General features: G+C 67.1%; 22 protein-coding genes. 12 read left to right on the top strand and 10 right to left on the bottom strand.

The features are described 5' to 3' along the window. Nucleotides 1-53: 53 nt before the first annotated feature. The 8 genes from DK26_RS03285 to DK26_RS03250 all read left to right on the top strand — a co-directional run bounded on the left by DK26_RS03285 (nt 54) and on the right by DK26_RS03250 (nt 7,198). Nucleotides 54-716: a glutathione S-transferase family protein gene (locus DK26_RS03285; RefSeq protein WP_066468239.1), complete on the top strand. Its 663-nt coding sequence runs from the start codon at nt 54-56 to the stop codon at nt 714-716. Between the two features lie 86 nt (nt 717-802). Beyond that, nucleotides 803-1,744 carry an EamA family transporter gene (locus DK26_RS03280; protein WP_248309853.1) on the top strand — a complete coding sequence of 314 codons (942 nt, stop codon included), beginning with the start codon at nt 803-805 and terminating at the stop codon, nt 1,742-1,744. Nucleotides 1,745-1,978: 234 nt separating this feature from the next. Further along, the gene (locus DK26_RS03275; RefSeq protein ID WP_066468237.1) at nt 1,979-2,968 is read left to right on the top strand and encodes a LysR substrate-binding domain-containing protein; all 990 of its coding nucleotides are present in this window, start codon (nt 1,979-1,981) and stop codon (nt 2,966-2,968) included. Continuing rightward, complete coding sequence (locus DK26_RS03270; RefSeq protein WP_066468234.1) at nt 2,968-3,486, top strand: tripartite tricarboxylate transporter TctB family protein; 519 nt, start codon at nt 2,968-2,970, stop codon at nt 3,484-3,486. Before DK26_RS03275 ends, DK26_RS03270 begins: the two co-directional genes overlap by 1 nt. A gap of 4 nt (nt 3,487-3,490) precedes the next feature. Continuing rightward, nucleotides 3,491-4,993, top strand: a complete 1,503-nt coding sequence (locus tag DK26_RS03265; RefSeq protein ID WP_066468233.1) for a tripartite tricarboxylate transporter permease — start codon at nt 3,491-3,493, stop codon at nt 4,991-4,993. Nucleotides 4,994-5,057: 64 nt separating this feature from the next. Then, the gene (locus DK26_RS03260) at nt 5,058-6,026 is read left to right on the top strand and encodes a tripartite tricarboxylate transporter substrate-binding protein (protein ID WP_066468231.1); all 969 of its coding nucleotides are present in this window, start codon (nt 5,058-5,060) and stop codon (nt 6,024-6,026) included. A gap of 102 nt (nt 6,027-6,128) precedes the next feature. Beyond that, the gene (locus DK26_RS03255) at nt 6,129-6,677 is read left to right on the top strand and encodes an ureidoglycolate lyase (RefSeq protein WP_066468230.1); all 549 of its coding nucleotides are present in this window, start codon (nt 6,129-6,131) and stop codon (nt 6,675-6,677) included. Between the two features lie 101 nt (nt 6,678-6,778). Then, the gene (locus DK26_RS03250) at nt 6,779-7,198 is read left to right on the top strand and encodes a DUF1236 domain-containing protein (protein ID WP_066468228.1); all 420 of its coding nucleotides are present in this window, start codon (nt 6,779-6,781) and stop codon (nt 7,196-7,198) included. A 113-nt stretch (nt 7,199-7,311) separates the two neighbouring features. Here the strand turns inward: DK26_RS03250 and DK26_RS03245 are convergent, their stop codons facing one another. From DK26_RS03245 to DK26_RS03215, 8 genes are all read right to left on the bottom strand, one after another. Continuing rightward, nucleotides 7,312-7,758: an RES family NAD+ phosphorylase gene (locus tag DK26_RS03245; RefSeq protein ID WP_066468226.1), complete on the bottom strand. Its 447-nt coding sequence runs from the start codon at nt 7,756-7,758 to the stop codon at nt 7,312-7,314. Further along, the gene (locus tag DK26_RS03240; protein WP_066468768.1) at nt 7,758-8,186 is read right to left on the bottom strand and encodes an antitoxin Xre/MbcA/ParS toxin-binding domain-containing protein; all 429 of its coding nucleotides are present in this window, start codon (nt 8,184-8,186) and stop codon (nt 7,758-7,760) included. Before DK26_RS03240 ends, DK26_RS03245 begins: the two co-directional genes overlap by 1 nt. Before the next feature lie 66 nt (nt 8,187-8,252). Then, nucleotides 8,253-8,894, bottom strand: coding sequence for a uracil phosphoribosyltransferase (gene upp, locus DK26_RS03235; RefSeq protein WP_066468225.1), 642 nt, complete (start codon nt 8,892-8,894; stop codon nt 8,253-8,255). A gap of 94 nt (nt 8,895-8,988) precedes the next feature. Beyond that, the gene (locus tag DK26_RS03230) at nt 8,989-10,206 is read right to left on the bottom strand and encodes a URC4/urg3 family protein (protein ID WP_066468223.1); all 1,218 of its coding nucleotides are present in this window, start codon (nt 10,204-10,206) and stop codon (nt 8,989-8,991) included. Nucleotides 10,207-10,211: 5 nt separating this feature from the next. Then, a complete protein-coding gene (locus DK26_RS03225) occupies nt 10,212-11,474 on the bottom strand; it encodes a GTP cyclohydrolase II (protein WP_066468216.1) in 1,263 nt (420 codons plus the stop codon). Nucleotides 11,475-11,712: 238 nt separating this feature from the next. Then, complete coding sequence (locus DK26_RS29270) at nt 11,713-11,874, bottom strand: Thivi_2564 family membrane protein (protein WP_184231595.1); 162 nt, start codon at nt 11,872-11,874, stop codon at nt 11,713-11,715. Between the two features lie 254 nt (nt 11,875-12,128). Next, nucleotides 12,129-14,342: a glycine--tRNA ligase subunit beta gene (glyS, locus tag DK26_RS03220; RefSeq protein WP_066468214.1), complete on the bottom strand. Its 2,214-nt coding sequence runs from the start codon at nt 14,340-14,342 to the stop codon at nt 12,129-12,131. Continuing rightward, nucleotides 14,342-15,250: a glycine--tRNA ligase subunit alpha gene (locus tag DK26_RS03215; RefSeq protein ID WP_066468212.1), complete on the bottom strand. Its 909-nt coding sequence runs from the start codon at nt 15,248-15,250 to the stop codon at nt 14,342-14,344. Before DK26_RS03215 ends, glyS begins: the two co-directional genes overlap by 1 nt. Before the next feature lie 233 nt (nt 15,251-15,483). On the opposite strand from DK26_RS03215, the gene DK26_RS03210 reads away from it, so the two are divergent. Together DK26_RS03210 and DK26_RS03205 are read left to right on the top strand one after the other, a co-directional pair. After that, nucleotides 15,484-15,777 carry a hypothetical protein gene (locus DK26_RS03210; protein WP_066468207.1) on the top strand — a complete coding sequence of 98 codons (294 nt, stop codon included), beginning with the start codon at nt 15,484-15,486 and terminating at the stop codon, nt 15,775-15,777. Nucleotides 15,778-15,903: 126 nt separating this feature from the next. After that, nucleotides 15,904-16,176: a hypothetical protein gene (locus DK26_RS03205; protein WP_066468206.1), complete on the top strand. Its 273-nt coding sequence runs from the start codon at nt 15,904-15,906 to the stop codon at nt 16,174-16,176. On the opposite strand, the gene DK26_RS03200 is transcribed toward DK26_RS03205, so the two are convergent. Next, nucleotides 16,177-16,947 carry a methyltransferase gene (locus tag DK26_RS03200; RefSeq protein ID WP_066468205.1) on the bottom strand — a complete coding sequence of 257 codons (771 nt, stop codon included), beginning with the start codon at nt 16,945-16,947 and terminating at the stop codon, nt 16,177-16,179. A 6-nt stretch (nt 16,948-16,953) separates the two neighbouring features. Further along, a complete protein-coding gene (locus tag DK26_RS03195; RefSeq protein WP_066468767.1) occupies nt 16,954-17,178 on the bottom strand; it encodes a DUF2007 domain-containing protein in 225 nt (74 codons plus the stop codon). A gap of 185 nt (nt 17,179-17,363) precedes the next feature. Between DK26_RS03195 and DK26_RS03190 the strand changes: the two genes are divergently transcribed. Together DK26_RS03190 and DK26_RS03185 are read left to right on the top strand one after the other, a co-directional pair. Then, entirely contained in the window at nt 17,364-18,380 is a 1,017-nt protein-coding gene (locus DK26_RS03190) for a polyprenyl synthetase family protein (protein WP_066468204.1), read from the top strand. After that, nucleotides 18,377-18,988 (top strand): NUDIX hydrolase, encoded by a 612-nt coding sequence (locus tag DK26_RS03185; protein WP_349236318.1) that lies wholly within the window; start codon nt 18,377-18,379, stop codon nt 18,986-18,988. The genes DK26_RS03190 and DK26_RS03185 overlap by 4 nt, the downstream gene beginning before the upstream one ends. Nucleotides 18,989-19,005: the final 17 nt, after the last annotated feature.

Below are 19,005 nucleotides of genomic sequence, written 5' to 3'. Positions count from 1 at the left end.
TCGCTCCGTTGCGACGGATTCGGAGCGAAGCCCTTCCCCGCGAGACCTTTCTCATGACCCTGACCATCTATGGCTGTCACCGCTCGCGCGCGACGCGCAATGTCTGGCTCGCCAACGAGCTCGGCATCTCATTCAAGCAGGTGCCGGTGATCCAGGCCTACCGCCTCGCCGATCCCGACGCGCCCGGCGCCCCGATCCATACGCGCAGCCCGGAATTCCTCAAGGTCAACCCCAACGGGCACATCCCGTCGATCGACGATGACGGCTTCGTCCTGCACGAATCGCTGGCGATCAACCTCTACCTCGCCCGCAAGCATGGCGGGCCGCTGGCGCCCAAGGACGTGCAGGAGGAAGGGCTCGCGGCGATGTGGGCACTGTGGGCGGCGACCGAATGCGAGACGCATGCGCTCAACCTGACCTATCACCTCGCCGCCTATCCGCTGGAGAAGCGCGACCCGGCCATCGTCGCCGCCGCGCTCGCCGCCCTGCCGGCCCCCTTCGCCGTGCTCGACAAGGCGCTGGCGGAAGGCGGCGGCTACGTGATGGGTGGGCGCTTCACCGTCGTCGACATCAATGTCGCCGAGATCATCCGCTACGCCAAGCCGGCGGCGCAGCTCTTCGACGCGGCCCCCAACGTCAAGGCCTGGCTCGAGGCCTGCCATGCACGCCCGGGCTTCAAGGCGATGTGGGCAGCGCGCGAGGCGGAAGCCGCCTGAGACTGCCTCACGGAAATCGGGTGGCCGGGCGCAGCCCGGCTGCCTACTGACGCAGGCTGACCCGCCCTGCGAAGACAGATTGCACCATGACACAGCCGACCTCTGCTCCCGCGCTGCGCATGGGCCCGACCGAGTGGCTCCTGCTCCTCGCCCTCTCGGTCCTGTGGGGCGGCTCGTTCTTCTTCAACAAGCTCACCGTGGCGGAATGGCCGCCCTTCGCTGTCGTGCAGGTCCGCGTCGGCCTCGCGGCCCTGTCGCTGCTGCTGGTGGTCCGAATCACCGGGCAATCCATGGCGGTCGGGCGCAGCCTCTGGCTCGCTTTTTTCGGCATGGGCATCCTCAACAACCTGATCCCGTTCAGCCTTTTCCTCTGGGGCCAGCAGCAGATCGCCAGCGGCCTCGCCTCGATTTTGAACGCCACGACACCGATCTTCGCCGTGCTGGTGATGCACTGCTTCGGCAATGAGAAGGCGACCGGGCTGAAGCTCGGCGGCGTTCTGGCCGGCCTCATCGGCGTCGGCATCCTGATGGGCCCCGATGCGCTCGGCGGCCTCGGTTCTAATCTGGCGGCGCAGCTCGCCTGCGTTCTTGCGGCGGTCTCCTACGCCTTCTCCGGCCTGTTCGGCCGGCGCTTTCGTGGCATCTCGCCGCTCGTTGCCGCGACCGGACAGCTTTCCGCCTCGACCATCATGATCGTTCCGATCGTCTTTTTCCTGCATCCGCCCTGGACGCTGCCGGTCCCCTCGCAGCAGGCGATCCTGGCGGCGATCGGCCTGGCGCTGATCTCGACGGCGCTGGCCTACATCATCTTCTTCCGGATCATGCGCGCGGCCGGGCCGAGCAACGTCATGCTGGTGACCTTCCTGATCCCGGTCAGCGCCATCCTGCTCGGCTCCGGCCTTCTCGGCGAAGAGCTTTTGCCGCGCCACTTCGCCGGCATGGTCGCGATCTTCGTCGGACTCGCGCTGATCGACGGCCGGGTCGCGACCTTGTGGAGCGCCAGACGAGCGGGTGCCCCGACCGCTTGACCGGCTTCGGCCGGGCGCGGAAAAACCCCGAAGAATCAATCCATTACGGCATCGCCCGGCCATGGGAGCGACGTTCACCCTGTGGATGCCGTCCCCATGGCAACGAGCTTTGTTGCCAATAAATTATGAATTGCTCTAGGGTCGCAAATTGAGCGGTTGACGCTAAAGGGGCATAACAGAAATCACTGGACGATATCACAAAAAGCGATACGCCAGAGGGGAGACGCGACAACCATGGATCTGCGGCAACTGCGATGCTTCATCGCGGTGGCGGAGGAGCTTCATTTCGGCCGAGCGGCCGAGCGGCTCGGCCTCGCGCCACCCGCTCTCTCGCGCCAGATCAGCGCGCTGGAGGATGGACTCGGCGTCAGCCTGCTGACGCGCACGACCCGTCAGGTCGCCCTCACCCGCGCCGGTCTGATCATGCTCGAGGAAGCCAAGGGCATCCTGGTCAGGATGGAGCGCGCCTCGCGCTCGGTCCGCGAGGCTTCGCTGGCCTCGAGCAAAGTGTTGCGGGTCGGGGCGATCGACGCCGCCTCGTCCAGCTTCGTGCCAGAGGCGCTGGTCACCTTCCGCGCCCGCCATCCCGGCATCGAGATCAAGTTCGTCGAGGCGATGACAGCGCCGCTCGTCCAGATGCTGGAGGCCGGCAAGCTCGACCTCGCGCTGCTGCGCCCGCCGCGGAAGCCGACCGACTGCGCTTTCGAAGTGCTGCGGGTCGAGCGCCCGATCGTCGTGCTGAACGACGCCCACCCGCTGGCGGCGCGTGACGACCTGACCATGCAGGACCTGGTAGGCGAGCCCTTCGTGGTGCCGTCGAAGCGGATCCGCCCCTTCGCCTACGACCTCGTCATGGCCTATTTCGAGAGCGTCGGCGCCGTGCCGAACGTCATCATCGAAGCGACCGAGAAGCCGGCCATGATGTCGGCGGTCGCCGCCGGGCTCGGCATGTCGCTGGCCCCGGACTGGGTTTCGCGACTGAGTTTTCCCGGCGTCACCATGCGCCGCCTGCGCGGCGCGCTGCTCGACCCGCCGCCGCCCGGCGCGCTCGTCGGCGTTGCCTGGCGGCCGCAGCAGAAGCTTTCCGCGCGCGACGATTTTCTTGCCATCCTGCGAGAGAGCGTCACGCTCATCGACGAGCGTATCACCCTGCCCTTCACCGTGCCGGTGCACGCCCGAAAGCCCGCGATGCGCGCCGTCGCGACCCAAGCCGGAGGTTATTGATGAGTTTGAACAAGATCGAGTCGGCGCAGGGGCTGCGTATCCGATCGACCCAGGATTTCGCGGCAGGACTGTTCATGGTCGTCCTCGCCGGCCTCGCCTTGTTCCTGTCGCGCGATCTGGCGACCGGCACGTTGCGTCAGCTCGGACCGGGCATGCTGCCGAAGTCCTTCGCAGTGATCTGCGGCGCGCTCGGCCTGCTGCTGAGCGTGAACTCGCTGCGCTACAAGGGCGAGAAGCTCGCCGGCTGGTCCTGGCGCGGCGTGCTGTTCGTGCTCGGCGCCGCCTGCCTCTTCGGCCTGACGATCCGCGGCTTCGAGATCGGCCCGCTCAAGGTTCCCGCCCTCGGCATGCTGGTTTCCGGACCGCTCGTCGTCTTCGTCTCCGGTCTTGCCGCGGAGGACGTCAAGCTCAAGGAGCTGGCGATCTTCGCGATCGTGATGACCATCGGCTGTGCCCTCCTTTTCAAATACGCGCTGAGCCTGCCGATCCCGCTGGCTCCCTGGCTCTTCGGGATCTGACACGATGCATGACATGATCGCCAATCTCGGGCTCGGCTTCTCCGTCGCGCTCGGCCTGCAGAACATCGCCCTCGCCTTCGTCGGCTGCCTCGTCGGCACGCTGATCGGCGTGCTGCCGGGCGTCGGCCCGGTCGCCACCATCGCCATGCTCTTGCCGATCACCTTCGGCCTCGATCCGGTCGGCGCGCTGATCATGCTCGCCGGCATCTATTACGGCGCGCAGTACGGCGGCTCGACCACCGCGATCCTGGTCAACATCCCCGGCGAGGCCACCGCGGTCGTCACCACGCTCGACGGTCACCAGATGGCCAAGCAGGGCCGCGCCGGCGTGGCGCTCGGTACCGCCGCGATCGGCTCCTTCGTCGCCGGCTGCTTCGCGACACTGATCATCGCGGCGCTCGGCGCGCCCCTGACCAAACTCGCCCTGCTGTTCGGCCCGGCCGAATACTTCTCGCTGATGGTGATGGGCCTGTGCTTCGCGGTCGTGCTGGCGCGCGGCTCGATCCTCAAGGCCTTCTGCATGATCATGCTCGGCCTGCTGCTCTCGACCATCGGCACCGATCTCGAGACCGGCCAGGAGCGCATGACCTTCGGCTTCCCGCCGCTCGCCGACGGCATCGACTTCGCCGTGCTGGCGATGGGCGTGTTCGGCTTCGCCGAAGTGCTGCGCAATCTTGAAAATCCCGAGGCACGCGACGTCGTGAAGGCCAAGATCGGCAGGCTCCTGCCGAGCTGGGAGGATATCAAGCAGTCGACCGCGCCCTGCCTGCGCGGCACCTTCATCGGCGGCGTGCTCGGCATCCTGCCGGGCAACGGCGCGGTGCTCGGCCCGTTCGCGAGCTACACGCTGGAGAAGAAGATCGCCAAGGATCCCTCGCGCTTCGGCAAGGGCGCGATCGAGGGCGTCGCCGGGCCGGAATCGGCCAACAATGCCGGCGCCCAGACCGCCTTCATCCCGCTGCTCACCCTCGGCATTCCGCCGAATGCGGTGATGGCGCTGATGGTCGGCGCGATGACGATCCACGGCATCATCCCCGGCCCGCAGGTCATGACCAAGAACCCGGAGCTGTTCTGGGGCATGATCGCCTCGATGTGGATCGGCAACCTGATGCTGCTGATTATCAACCTGCCGCTGGTCGGCGTCTGGGTGAAGCTGCTGCAGGTGCCCTACCGCCTGATGTTCCCGGCGATCCTGATCTTCTGCTCGATCGGCATCTACTCGGTGAACAACCAGCCGGTCGACGTCGCCTTCACCGCGCTGTTCGGCCTGTTCGGCTACCTCCTGATCAAGCTCGGCTTCGAGCCGGCTCCGATGCTGCTCGGCTTCGTGCTCGGCAAGCTGATGGAGGAGAAGCTGCGTCAGGCGCTGATCATCTCGCGCGGTTCGTTCATGACCTTCATCGAACGGCCGATCTCGGCCGGCCTGCTGGTCGTCGCGGTCGCGATCCTGGTCATCGCGCTGCTGCCCTCGATGGCGAAGAAGCGCGACGAGGTCTTCACCGAATGACGGGGTTGCCTAGCAGCCCCGAACCCGCAACGCTCTGAACAACGTTTCATTGGGAGGAATACGCATGAAGAAGCTTGCCCTCGGCGTCGTCGCCGCATTGGCGCTCGCCGCCCCGGCCCAGGCGCAGACCAAGTATCCGGAGCGGCCGATCACCATGATCGTACCCTTCGCGGCCGGCGGTCCGACCGACGTCATCGCCCGTATCGTCGGCGAGAACATGTCGAAGACGCTCGGCCAACAGGTCGTGGTCGAGAACGTCGCCGGCGCCGGCGGCACGACCGGCATCACCCGCGCGCTGACCTCAGCGCCGGACGGGTACACCATTGCGATGGGCCATCTCGGCACCTTCTCCGCGGCGCCTGCGACCTATCCCGGCCTGAAATACGATCCGATCAACGGCATGCAGGCGATCGGCCTTGCCGGCGGCACGCCGATCCTGATCGTCGCCAAGAAGGATCTGGCGCCGAAGGACCTGAAGGAATTCGTCGCGCTGGTGAAGGCGAACCCGGACAAGCTCAACGAGGCGCATGCCGGCGTCGGCTCGGTGTCGTGGACGACCTGCACCCTGCTCAAGGGCCAGCTCGGCGTGCCGAAGCTCAACTCGGTCGCCTATCGCGGCACCGGCCCGGCGCTGAACGACCTGGTCTCCGGCCAGATCGACTTCATGTGCGACCAGATCGTCTCCGTCTCCGAGCAGGTCAAGGCCGGCACCATCAAGGCCTACGCCATCGCTTCGGCCGAGCGCTCGCCGGCCCTGCCGAACGTGCCGACCACCAAGGAAGCCGGGCTGCCCGAGTATCAGATCGAAGCCTGGAACGGCATCGCCGCGCCGAAGGGCACCCCGAAGGAGGTCGTCGACAAGCTCGTCGACGCGCTCGACAAGGCCCTGGACGACGAGACCGTCAAGAAGCGCCTGCTCGATCTCGGCACGGTCATCCCGACCGCCGAGGAGCGCAAGCCCGCCGGCTTCGCCGCGCTGATCAAGCGCGACGCCGACAAGCTCTCGCCGGTGCTCTCGGCCGCGCCGAAGTAAGCTCCGGACGACGAAGCAGCACAGCATCGTAACGGCGGGCCGCGAGGCCCGCCGTTTGCTTTCGGGCCCCGGAAGGGCTCACGATCTCGCAGAGGATGCAGCATGAACCGGACGATCCGCATTCCCGTCGCGCCGCTGACGCCGGAGACCTTCGCGCCCTATGGCCGCATCCTCGCCCCCTCCGGCAAGCGCGACGCAGGTCGCGACGGTTACGACATCTGGGTCCAGCCCTTCGCCGCCGAAACCAGGCCGCGCCTGCAACTCGTGCGCTACCATGCCCGGCCCTTCGTCGTGGCGGTGATCGAGCGCCATCTCCACGTCACCGAGGCGCGCCTGCCGCTCGGCGGGCCGCCGGCCATCATCGTGGTCGCAGAGCCTTCCGAGGCGCCGCCCGAGCCGGAGGCTCTGCGCGCCTTCCGCCTCGACGGCGAGGGCGTGATGTTCCATCGCGGCACCTGGCATGCGATCGACGCCTATCCGGAAACCGGGCCGCATGCCGATTTCCTTTTCCTCTCCGAGGAAGCGACGGTCGACGAGCTCTTCGCCAATGCCGGCAGGCCGCCGCAGCGGACGCAGGTCTTCGATTTCGCCGCGACCGGCATGGAGATCGTGATCGCCGCGAAACCGCTGATCGACAAGGACAATCCCTGAAGCCGTTCATGAACGTTCACAGCTCGTGACCCGAGCCTGCGGAACTTGCCGGGCGTTTTGCCGTTCTTGCTGCCGAGGTTTCCCTCAGAAGGAGAACGGAAATGTTCAAGAAGCTTGCTCTAGTAGCGGCCCTCGCCATCGTTCCGGCCACGGCCTTTGCCCAGCAGAACCCGCAGGGCGCCCAGGGTGGCGCTGTTGGCGGCGCGACGGCCGGCGCGGTCGGCGGTGCCGTGGTCGGCGGCCCGGTCGGCGCAGTGGTCGGCGGCGTCGGCGGTGCCGTGGTCGGCGCGATCATCGGCGACAACACCCCGCGCTTCCAGACGTATGTCGTCGAGCAGCGCGTTCCGTCCTACACCTATGCGGAGCCGGTCGTGGTCGGCGCGACGCTGCCACGCGAGGGCGTCCGCTATTACGAGGTTCCGCGCGAGTACGGCGTGACCGATTATCGCTACACGGTCGTCAACAACCGCACCGTCCTGGTCGACCCGCAGACCCGCCGCATCGTCCAGGTGATCGAATAAGCGACGAGATTCAACGCTCCGGCTCAGCTCGCGCCATCGCGGCCTGAGTGAAAGCCGGCAGCGGGGGCCCGCCCAGAAATGGGCGGGCCTTTCGCGTGACAAGAGCGTCGCGCCTACAAAATCGTGCGGGACAGCGGCAACCAGAGGCGGCGATCGAAGCTGAACCTCTGGTGCCCGATCACCGCGACGGAACTCCAGCCGGCATGGGCCGGATTGATCAGAAAGTTGGCACTGCGCGGCGCGGCGAAGGAGGGAACCTTCAGCACCGGCGTGCGGCCTTCCGCCAGCCAAGCGTCGCCGAGTTCTCTCGGGTTATTCGGTAAGGTCGCGACCTCCTCGCAAACCGCGTCGGCGAGGTCGATCTCGACCAGGACATAATCGTCAGGGATCAGGTCCGGCTCGATATCGAGATGAACCCTGACCTCCAGAATGGCGAGAGCCGGGTTTTCAGCAGTGTAGACGACCGGCCGGCCCGGTGAGTTCCAGCGTCCGCCATAAAGCCTTGCCCCCTCGCCGCTGAGATCGGCGAAGGCGGCGCGGCAGACGCGCCAGACCCGCATCAGGCAGCGATGCCGTGCGCGATCCGGCCGAGCAGCGTCTCGACCTCGGCCGCGCCCTCGCTGGTATCGAGGAGCGCGATCGGCTTCTCACCGCCGAGCGCCTCGGTCGGCCGGCGCAACCATCTGCCGGCTTTCTCCTGCGAGCCGAAGGTCTCTTCGGCTTCTGCGATGACGCGGGCGGCCCGGACCAGCCGGTCGGACTGCTCGCTGGTCAGGGTACCGATCTTGCGGCGATGGCTGAGCGTCTTACGCGGCAGCACGACCTCGTCGATCTCGGCCAGCGTCATGCGGCCGCTGGCGATGACATGTTCCACCGCCGCCACCGGAAAGCCGCGTCGGACCGCCGCGATGATCGCGCGGGCGCTGTCGAGCGGAGCACCGATCACCTCCGGGCCGCCCACCACGTCCACTGCACGGATCGTCGTCACGATCGCCTCCTTTGGCAATATGCCTACAAGATAGGGGCATATCGCCAGAACAACAAGGACAGGCGCTCAGCGCGTCCCGAACATGCGGTCGCCGGCATCGCCGAGGCCTGGGACGATGTAGCCGTGATCGTTGAGGCGCTCGTCGATCGCCGCCGTCCAGATCCGGACATCGGGATGGGCGTCGCGCATGCGGGCGATGCCCTCGGGCGCCGCGAGCAGGCAGACAAAGCGCAGATCATGGGCGCCGCGTTCCTTCAAGCGGTCGACCGCGGCGACGGCTGAGTTCGCCGTCGCCAGCATCGGGTCCATCACCACGATCATGCGGTCGGCGATGTCGGAGGGCGCCTTGAAATAGTATTCGACCGCCTGCAGCGTCTCGGGGTCGCGGTAGAGGCCGATATGGGCGACGCGGGCCGCAGGCACGAGTTCCAGCATGCCGTCGAGGAAGCCGACGCCGGCGCGCAGGATCGGCGCGAAGACCAGCTTCTTGCCGGAGATGACCGGCTGCATCGATTTCTGCAATGGCGTCTCGACCTCGATCATCTCGGTCGGCAGATCGCGGGTCACCTCGTAGCAGAGCAGCATGCCGATCTCGTTCAGCAGCTGGCGGAAGCTCTTGGTTGAACGATCCTTCTCGCGCATCAGCGTCAGCTTGTGCTGCACCAGCGGGTGGTCGACGACGGTGACGCCGTCGGAATGCGTTGCCATGCAGTTAGCCCCTCGTTTTTGGTCTAAGCCCTCATCCCGAGGAGCAAACCCTGCTCCTCGGGAGACGGGCCTGAGATGTCAATGGCCCTCGCCCTTAGAATACCGTGCCGTCGCTGACGATGGTCAAGGGCGGCCCGCCGCCTTCGCGCTTCTCGGCCGCGATGCGGCGGCCTGCGGCCCATGTCCCGCCTTCGAGCACCTTGGCCAGCGGAAGCTGCTCGCGCGTCAGGCCGAGGCGCCCGCGCACCAGCTCTCCGATCCTGTCGAGCAAAGCGACGGTCAGCGCTCGCCATTCCACGACGAGCTCGGAGCCGACCTCATGGGCGCCGGAGCGATCCTCCTCATGCTTCAGCGCGATTACCCCGAGGTCGAGCAGGAGGCCGCCATTGCGGTACTCCGGCAGGCCTGTGAGCTCCTCGATGCCGACGACGTCGACACCGGCCCATTGCAGCGGTTCGATCAGCGAATAGCTCAGCCATTGCGAGAGCTTGTGGAAGGGCACGATGCCGGCGGTGATGCTGCCCTGGGCGATCAGCGGGTGCTTCCAGCTATCGCCGAGCGGGATGCCCGCCAAGGTCAGGCGCGAAGGCCAGATGCCTCCGAGCACCTCCAGCACCTGCGACAGGATATAGCTGGCGCGGAGCGTACCGCCCTCGGCCGCCGCGAAGAGCCGGTCGAACAGGCCGCCCGGGCGGTCGAGACCATGCTTTTCGAGCTCCTCGCCGAGCCGGTTGAGCAGGGCGGCGCGGCCTTCGAGGGCGAGGAGCGGATTTGCCTCGCCGGCCTGAAAACCTTCGGCCAAAGCCGCCGCATCGAGCCGCTTCAGCGCGGCGCTATCGACGCGCAGCGGCTCTTCCGGGTCGCCGGAGAACCGGCCGGCGGCGAACATGTCGAGCGAGGCCAACGCCAGCCCTTCCGAACGGCCTATCAGCTGACCGGTCAGCGCGTCGCGATAGCGCCAGGCCGGACCGGCGCCGGCGTCGAGCAGCACGCTGACGATGGCGAGGTCGTAGGCGGCGCGCCCGCGCGCCCCGGCATCGGCGAAGCCGGCCGCTTCATCGAGGATGCGCCAGCGGTCGACGCCGGCGACGGAAAAATGCCGCCAGCGCGCATGAAAGGGAATCTCGAGCGTCGGATAGTTCTTGCGGATCGTCGCCAGCACATAGTCGGCGCAGGCTTCGAGCCGCTCGGGATGCACGGTGAAATGCGAGAGCCGGCCGTCGAGGCCGAGCTGCAGCATCTCCTGAGCACGCTCGCGGATAACCGCCGGCTTCAGCAGCTGGCGGACGGCTTCTGGATCGCGATCAGGCATGGCACTCAGAACTTCTCGAGGTCGCGGCCGACCGTGGATTTCAGCGCATTGTCGCCGGGCGCGCCGTCCGGCGAGTAATAGCCTGCCGCCTTCTTGGCTTCGATCTCGACCGAAGCGTCCGGCGGGATCAGTTCGGGCGGGATCGCGACGCGCTCGCCGATCTCGATGCCGCTCTCGACCATGGCATCATATTTCATGTTCGACATCGACATCAGCCGGTCGATCTTTCTGACGCCGAGCCAGTGCAGCACATCCGGCATCAATTGCTGGAAGCGGGCGTCCTGCACGCCGGCGACGCATTCGGTGCGCTCGAAATAGGTCGCGGCGGAGTCGCCGCCCTCCTGGCGCTTGCGGGCATTGTAGACGAGGAACTTGGTGACCTCGCCGAGCGCTCTGCCCTCCTTGCGGTTATAGACGATCAGGCCGACGCCGCCGCCCTGCGCTTCCTTCACCGCTTCCTCGATGCCGTGAACGAGGTAGGGCCGGCAGGTGCAGATGTCGGAGCCGAAGACGTCGGAACCGTTGCATTCGTCATGGACGCGGCAGGCGAGCGTCTTCCTGGGGTCGGCGATCGCCGCGACCTCGCCGATGACATAGGCGGTGATCGAGCCGATCGGCGGCAGGAAGACCTTGAGGTCGGGCCGCGTCACCAGTTCGGGATACATGCCGCCGGTCTGCTCGAACAGCGTGCGGCGCAATTCGTTCTCGCTGGTGCCGAAGCGCTCGGCGATGCCCGGCAGGTGCCAGACCGGGTCGACCGCGATCTTGGTGACGCTGATGTCGCCGGAGCCGTGCAGGATATGACCGTCGGCGGCGAGCCGGTGACCGGCCATGGCGGCGAGGATTTCCGGCAGGTTCAGGCGCGCCTTGGTGACGGCGATGGTGGGGCGAATGTCGACGCCCTCGCCGATCCACTGGCCGAAATCCTGAGCGACGCGATGGCCGAACGGATCGAGCGAGACGATCCTGCCGCGCTCGAACCATTGCGGCTGCGGCAGGATATCGGCCGTCGGGTAGGTGTTGGTCAGGTCCGGCCGCTGCGCCGGGTTCATGGCGCGAGCCGAGATCGCGAGCGCCCGATACACCGAATAGGAACCGCCATGGGCGCCGATGACATTGCGGTCGGCCGGGTTGGTGGTCGAGGCGATGACCGGGCCTCGTTCATGCGGCGTGGCGGCGCCCCAGTGGATCGGGAAACGGGCGGCGGCGCTGCCGGGCTCGGGATGGGAGGTCAGCCGGATATGCGTGGTGCGGTTCTGCGACGTCATCGGCAGCTTCGCTTCTCGAATGGACAAGGGCCCCGTGGCGCGCAGCGCCCGGGGCCCTTTTGGACCATGCGAAAGAGTGGATCAGCGCGCGGCAACCGTCAATCGGCTGCTTAGGGCGCCAATCCGAGGCGTCTCGCCGTCACGGCCGGGCATTTCCGGCCATCCATCATCACAGCCATCGCAGGCGACGGCCAGGACATGGACGCCCGCAACAGGCGAGCATGACGGCGGCCCCTTACTAGAACACGGCGAGATAGCGCAGCAGCGAGATGATGCCGATGATGATGACGATGATCTGGAGGATGTTCTTGATGTTGCCGTCGAGCGGCAGCATCCGCACCAGATAGAGCACCAGACCGATGACCAAAATCGTGATGAAAAGCGAAATCAAAAGACCCATGGCTCAAATCCTCTTATCGCGGCCGAAAGCCGGCCCCCCGAGGCCCTGACTGCGAGGCATTCGCAAGCATAGCACTCGGGCAAGATAACGTGGAGCCCTGGGAAAAAGTTCCGGAAGGGGGAGCTGGCTTGCGCTTTGGAGCCAGCGTTCGAGGCCGTCATGGTCGGGCTTGTCCCGACCATCCACGTCTTCGTCGATCGCGTGCGGTGTTCAAGACGTGGATGCTCGCCACAAGGGCGAGCATGACGTCCCCCTTATCCCGCGATCCGCCCGAAATCGGCCACGGCGCGGGTCGCCTCGCGGAGCTGGTTCAGCAGCTTGAGGCGGTTGGCGCGCAAGGCGGGATCGGGATCGTTGACCGTGACCTTGTCGAAGAAGGCATCGACGGCCGGGCGCAGCTCGGCGAGCGCCGCCATCGCGCCCTCATAGTCCTCGGCGGCAATGGCGGCCTCGGCCTTCGGCGTCGCCTGGGCGAGCGCGACGGCGAGCGCCTTCTCCTCGATCAGCCCGGCGGCGGCGATGAGCTGGAGATCGGCGGCAGCGGCGAAGGCGCCCTCGCCATCCTTCTTCTCCTCGGCCTTGAGGATGTTGGCCGCGCGCTTGTAGCTGGCGAGCAGGCTCTTGCCGTCCTCCGTTTCGAGGAAGCGGCCGAGGGCCTCTGCTGTTCTGACGATAATCGAAATAACCCGAACGTTCGCCATTCCGGGCATCATCACCTCACGACGAATGCCCTGCCCTGCAACAGCATCCACGATGTCGTGAGCGATACCTCTGTCACGCAACATTACTTTGATGCGCTCGACGACGAAGCCAATCAGGTCGACTGCAGCAACAGGCGCATCGACGTTCGGCCACCAACGACCAAACAGTGACATCAGTAGGCGCTCCAGCTGGAGCCTATTGAGATTGTGCTCATCACAAATCCGACTGACGCCCAGCGCCGCGCGGCGCAGCGCATAGGGGTCCTTGCTGCCGGTCGGCTTCTCGTCGATCGCCCAGAAGCCGACGAGTGTGTCGAGCTTGTCCGCGAGCGCCACAGCGACCGAGACCGGATCGGCCGGCACGCGGTCGGAGGGGCCTATCGGCTTGTAATGCTCTTCGACGGCCGCCGCGACTGAGGCGTTCTCGCCTTGCAGCTCGGCGTATTTCCGGCCCATCAGCCCCTGCAATTCCGGGAACTCGCCAACCATCTCGGTCGGCAGGTCGGCCTTGGCAAGCTTTGCCGCGCGTTCGGCCAGAACCGGGTCGGCGCCGACGATCGGGGCCAACTCCTTCGCCAGCGCCGCGATGCGCTGGACGCGCTCGCCTTGCGTGCCGAGCTTGGCGTGGAAGACGACGCCGAGCTTGTCGAGCTTGGCCATGCGCTGGTCGAGCGGCTTGCCCAGATCAAGCCCGAGCTTCTCGGCACTGTCCTTCAGCGTGTCGAGATCGGGCAACGGGCCGCGATCGGTCGCCCAGAAATAGGCGGCGTCGGAGAGACGGGCGCGCACGACGCGGCCATTACCGGCGGTGATCGCCAGGCCGCCATCGCTGGCGACGAGATTGGAGACCGGGATGAAGCGGTTCGCGAGCTCGCCCGTTGCTGGATCGCGCAGCACGAAGCACTTTTGATTGGCGCGGATGGTGGCGCGGATCGCCTCGCCGGGAATGTCGAGGAAGCGTTCCTCGAAGGAGCCCATCAGCACGACCGGCCATTCAACCAGCCCCGCGACCTCCTCCAGCAGCCCCTCATCCTCGACCAGCTCGAGACCGGCGGCGAAGGCGAGGTTCCTGGCGTCGGTCGCGATGATCTCCTTGCGACGGTCGGCATCGAGCACGACCTTCGCCCGCTCCAGGCTCGCGACATAGTCGTCAAAGCGGCGGACCGTGATCGGCCCGGGCGCATGGAAGCGGTGGCCATAGGTGGTGTTGCCGGAGCTGATGCCGTCGACCTCGAAGTTAACGACTTCCGGATCCTCGGTCTCGGCGCCGAAGGTGCAGAGGATCGAATGCAGCGGGCGCACCCAGCGCAGGCTGGCGCCGGCGGCCGAGGCCTTGCCCCAGCGCATCGATTTCGGCCAGGGGAAGGCGCGGATCACTGCCGGCACGATCTCGGCGATGGCCGCAATCGTCTCCTGGCCGGGCTTCTCGATGATGGCGACGTAAGAGTCGCCCTTCTTGGGGTCGCTGACGATGGTCGCCTGGTCGAGCGATGCGAGACCGGCGGCCTTGAGGAAGCCCTGAACGGCGGCATCGGGCGCGCCGACGCGCGGCCCCTTGCGCTCCTCGCGGACATCGCGGCCGCGCACCGGCAGGCCGGCGACGGTGAGCGCCAGCCGGCGCGGCGTGGCGAAGGCCTTGGCGCCCTCATAGACCAACCCGCGCTCGACCAGCGCATCGGTGACGAGCTTCTTCAAATCCTCCGCCGCCTTGCGCTGCATGCGGGCGGGGATTTCCTCGGAGAAGAGTTCGAGCAGGAGATCGGGCATCAGTTCGCTCCCCCGCCGGCGGTCTTCAGCCAGGCGGCACCGCAGGCCTTGGCGAGTTCGCGCACGCGCAGGATGTAGCTCTGGCGCTCGGTGACCGAGATCACGCCGCGCGCATCGAGCAGGTTGAAGACATGGCTCGCCTTGATGCATTGGTCATAGGCCGGCAGAGCGAGCTGGTGCTTGGCGCCGCCATCGGCCTCGCCGGCGGCGAGCAGCGCCTTGCACTCGGCCTCTGCGTCGGCGAAGTGGCGGAAGAGCATCTGCGTGTTGGCATGCTCGAAATTATGCCGCGAGAACTCCTGCTCGGCCTGCAGGAAGACATCGCCATAGCTGACGCGATCCTCGCCCTCGAGACCGTTGAAGTTGAGATCGTAGACGTTCTCGACGCCCTGGACGTACATCGCCAGGCGCTCGAGCCCGTAGGTCAGCTCGCCGGCGACCGGCGCGCATTCGACGCCCGCGACCTGCTGAAAGTAAGTGAACTGGCTGACTTCCATACCGTCGCACCAGCACTCCCAGCCGAGCCCCCATGCGCCGAGCGTCGGGCTTTCCCAGTCGTCCTCGACGAAGCGGACATCATGCAAAGCGAGATCGACGCCGATGGCCTGCAGCGAGTCGAGATAGAGCTGCTGCAGGTCCGGCGGCGACGGCTTCAGGATCACCTGGAACTGGTAATAGTGCTGCAGCCGGTTGGGGTTCTCGCCGTAGCGGCCGTCCTTCGGGCGGCGCGAAGGCTGGACATAGGCCGCGTTCCACGGCTTGGGGCCCAGCGCGCGCAGCGTCGTCGCCGGATGGAAGGTGCCGGCCCCGACTTCCATGTCGTAGGGCTGGAGGATGACGCAGCCGCGTTCGGCCCAGAAGCGCTGCAAGGTCAGCAGCAGGCCCTGGAAGGAGCGGGTCGGATTCATCGAAGCGGAGGGCGACGCGGCCAAGGGCTCAAGCCTTCGAAATTTCAGGAAACAGGCGGTGTGCTTAGGGGCTGGCAGCGCTTCCGGTCAAGCTTTCACGCATGAACCGCGGGTGAACCTCGATCGAAGGACCTCGTTCATCATCGCTGGCCTAGGGTGCCTGCCATCGCGGTCCGCGGTGCTCGGGGCGAGCGCTTGAGCCGGACCAGCGCCCAGCAAGCAGGAGTTTTGCAATGCTGTCATCCCGTATCGCCGCCGCCCTGCTGGGCGCCGGTGCCCTTCTTTCGACTGCGCTGATCGCCGCCCCGGCCAATGCTGCGCCGATCGGCGCCGGCAGCGCGCCCGCCGTCAGCAGCGAGGCCGGCGGCCTCGTGCAGCAGGCCTGGCATTACGGCCGCCCGCATTATTACCGCGGCGGGCCGCGCTATTACGGCCGCCCGGTCTACCGGCCGCGCTGCTTCTACAGCGACCGGCGGGTCTGGAACGGCTATCGCTGGGTGATCCGCCCGGTGCGGGTCTGCCGCTAACCGCATGAAGGCCGGCTGAACGGCGCGCTCCGCTGCCGTTCAGCCGCTCCGACCTAGATTTTCTGCCACGGTTAAGCCCGATTGCCTCGGCAGATCGCCGTCGATATCGCGAAGGAGGACCTTGATATGCTTCGCAAGCTGCTTCTCGGCATTTCGGCGGCCGCCACACTCGGTGTTGCCGCGATCGCCTCGACCCCGGTTGCCGCCCAGCCCTTCGGCGACGGCTATTATGACGGCCCGCGCTGGGGCGGCGGCTATGACCGTCCCTATTACGGTTACGGTCGCCCGCCGGGCTATGGCTACGGCCGCCCCTATTACGGCCCGCGCTGCTTCTACCGCCCGGTCCGCTACTGGGATGGCTGGGGCTGGGTGGTACGCGAGAGACGTATCTGCCGCTGATCAGGCGAGGCCCGCCTCGCCGCGATGGAGCGCCTCGCTCTCAGCAGTGAAGCGGCCATCGGGACCGTTGAGAACCAAAGCCGGCAGCAGCGCTGCCGGCTTTTTGCTGCCGAGCCGGGCCGAGACGATGACGCGGATCGCCGGCCGCTCGGCGAGCGCCTGCACCGGCCGAATCGCAACCTCGCCAAAGCCCGTCGCCAGCGCAGCCAGGATCTCGCCCAGCGCTTCGGCACGGTGAATGATCGTCACACCGCCGCGCGGACGCAGCACCCGCCGCGCCGCCTTCAGCCACAGGGCGAGCGGCGTGTCGGCGACATGGGCGGCGCGGCGATTCGGCACCGGCGAGACCCGCGCGGCACCGGCTTCGAAGAACGGCGGGTTCATCGCGACCCAGGCAGCCGAGGCATCCGGCAGCCCTGCCTGCAAGGCGCCCTCGCCGCGTTCGCCGATCGCCGCGACGACGACCCTGATGCGCTCATCGAGACCGTTCAGACCGGCGTTGCGCGCGGCCAGCGCCGCGAGTTCCGGATCGCGCTCGACCAGCACGACCGAGAGCTCCGGCTGGCGCAAGGCGGCTGCGAGCCCGGCCGTGCCGACCCCGGCGCCGAAATCGACCAGCGGCCCCTCAGCCAAGGCCGGCAGCGCCGCGGCTAGCAGAATCGCATCAGAGCCGGCGCGGTGCCCCTTTCTCGGCTGCAGCAGGCGAAGCCGGCCATCCAGCAGACGGTCCTCGCCGATCGCACCGAGGCCGGGCAGAATCTCATCGGTCATGACTGATCACTCGGGCCGCAATTCGCCGCCGAAGCCGGCCTCGACCAGCAAGGCACGGGCGCGCTTGCGGTCGGCCTCGCGCACCAGAAGGCGCCGGGGAAAGGCGCCGATCATGCCTTCAAGCGCGCTGATATGCTGGTCAGCAATCAGACAATCGAGATTGGCCGAGGCCAGCAGCGCCTCGATGGCGCCGAGCAGGACGAGATCATTGGAGCGGACCAGTTCATGCATGGCGCCATGGAGCCCGTGGCGGATAGGCCGCGCAAGCCCAAAATCGCCGCGCTGCGACACCGTCACACCAGATTGTGCGGCGCGACAGAGATTGCCGGGGCTGGCCACGCATGCGACGGTCATGGCAAGTGCATTGCGATAAAGGCGGGCGCGACGCGCACCGTCGGTAAAGTCGGAGTTTGAGCGTGGGCGTCGTCGTAGCCTTCGAAGACAAGGAAGCCGGCAAGGCCGGGATCGAGGCGCTGGTCGGCCTGACCCGCCCCGACATGGAGCGCGTCAACGCAATGATCCTGTCGCGGACGGGCTCGCAGGTGACGATGATCCCGGAGGTCGCCAACCATCTGATTTCCTCGGGCGGCAAGCGCCTGCGGCCGATGCTGACGCTGGCGACGGCGGCCCTATGCGGCTACGAGGGCGAAGGCCACGTCAAGCTCGCGGCCTCCGTCGAGTTCATGCACACCGCGACGCTGCTGCATGACGACGTCGTCGACGAGAGCGACATGCGCCGCGGCAAGGCAGCCGCCCGCATGCTCTGGGGCAACGAGGCGAGCGTGCTGGTCGGCGACTTCCTGCTCGGCCAGGCCTTCAAGATGATGGTTGAGGTCGGCTCGCTGCGGGCGCTCGACATCCTCTCGACCGCCGCGGCTGTCATCGCCGAAGGCGAGGTGATGCAGCTCGCCGTCGCCAAGAACACCGAGACGACCGAGGACGAGTACCTCGCCGTGATCCGCGGCAAGACCGCCGAGCTCTTCGCGGCGGCCTGCGAGGTCGGGCCGGTGATCGCCGGCTCTTCCAAGGCCGATGCCGCCGCCTGCCGCAGCTACGGGCTCAATCTCGGCATAGCCTTCCAGCTGATCGACGACGCGCTCGACTATGGCGGCTCCTCCGGTGCGCTCGGCAAGAACACCGGCGACGATTTCCGCGAGGGCAAGATCACCCTGCCCGTGGTGCTCTCCTTCCGCCGTGGTGACGAGAGCGAGCGCAGCTTCTGGCGCCGCACCTTGCAGGAAGGCCAGATCCGCGACGGCGATCTCGCCGAGGCGCAGGCGCTGATGCGCAAGCACAGGGCCATCGAGGATACGGTCGAGCGCGCCCGCCACTATGCGAAGATGGCGAAGGACGCGCTCGGGCTGTTCCCGCAATCGCCGATGAAGCAGGCGCTGAACGAGGCCGTCGACTTCTGCGTGGCGCGGGCCCATTGAACGACGCCGCCGGAAAGCCCTCCGGAGAGGCTGAGGACCAGCCGGCGGAAATCGCCACGCTGTCCTCCCGCCTCGTCTACGAGAATCGCTGGATGCGGGTGCGGGAGGACGAGATCCTCCTGCAGGACGGCTCCAGGGGAATCTATGGCGTCGTCGAGAAGACGGATTTCGTCGCGATCGTCGCCGTCGAGGCGAATGGCGACCTGCACCTCGTCGAGCAATATCGCTACCCGGTGGGCGGCCGCTTCTGGGAATTGCCGCAAGGCTCCTGGGAAAGCCGGCCGGATGTCGAGCCGGCGACCGTCGCCCGTGGCGAGCTGCGCGAGGAGGCCGGGCTCGAAGCCGGCGAGATGATCAAGGCCGGGTACCTCTACGAATGCTACGGCTATTCGAACCAGGGCTGCCACATCTTCCTGGCACGGCAGCTCTCAGCAGTGCCGCGCCAGCTCGACCATGAGGAACAGGGCCTCGTCACGCGGCGCTTCTCCGCTGCCGAGGTGGCAGCGATGATCGAGAACGGCGCCATCAGGGACGCGACCACGGTCGCCGCGATCGGGCTTTTGACCCTCAAGGGGCTGCTGCCCGGCTTCGGCGCGACCGGTCGCTAGTTCGGCCTATCCGCCCC

Origin of the sequence: Allobosea sp. WAO, assembly GCF_001509835.1 — a bacterium.
GTDB lineage: Bacteria > Pseudomonadota > Alphaproteobacteria > Rhizobiales > Beijerinckiaceae > Allobosea.
This window is presented reverse-complemented; position numbering and strand designations above follow the sequence as displayed.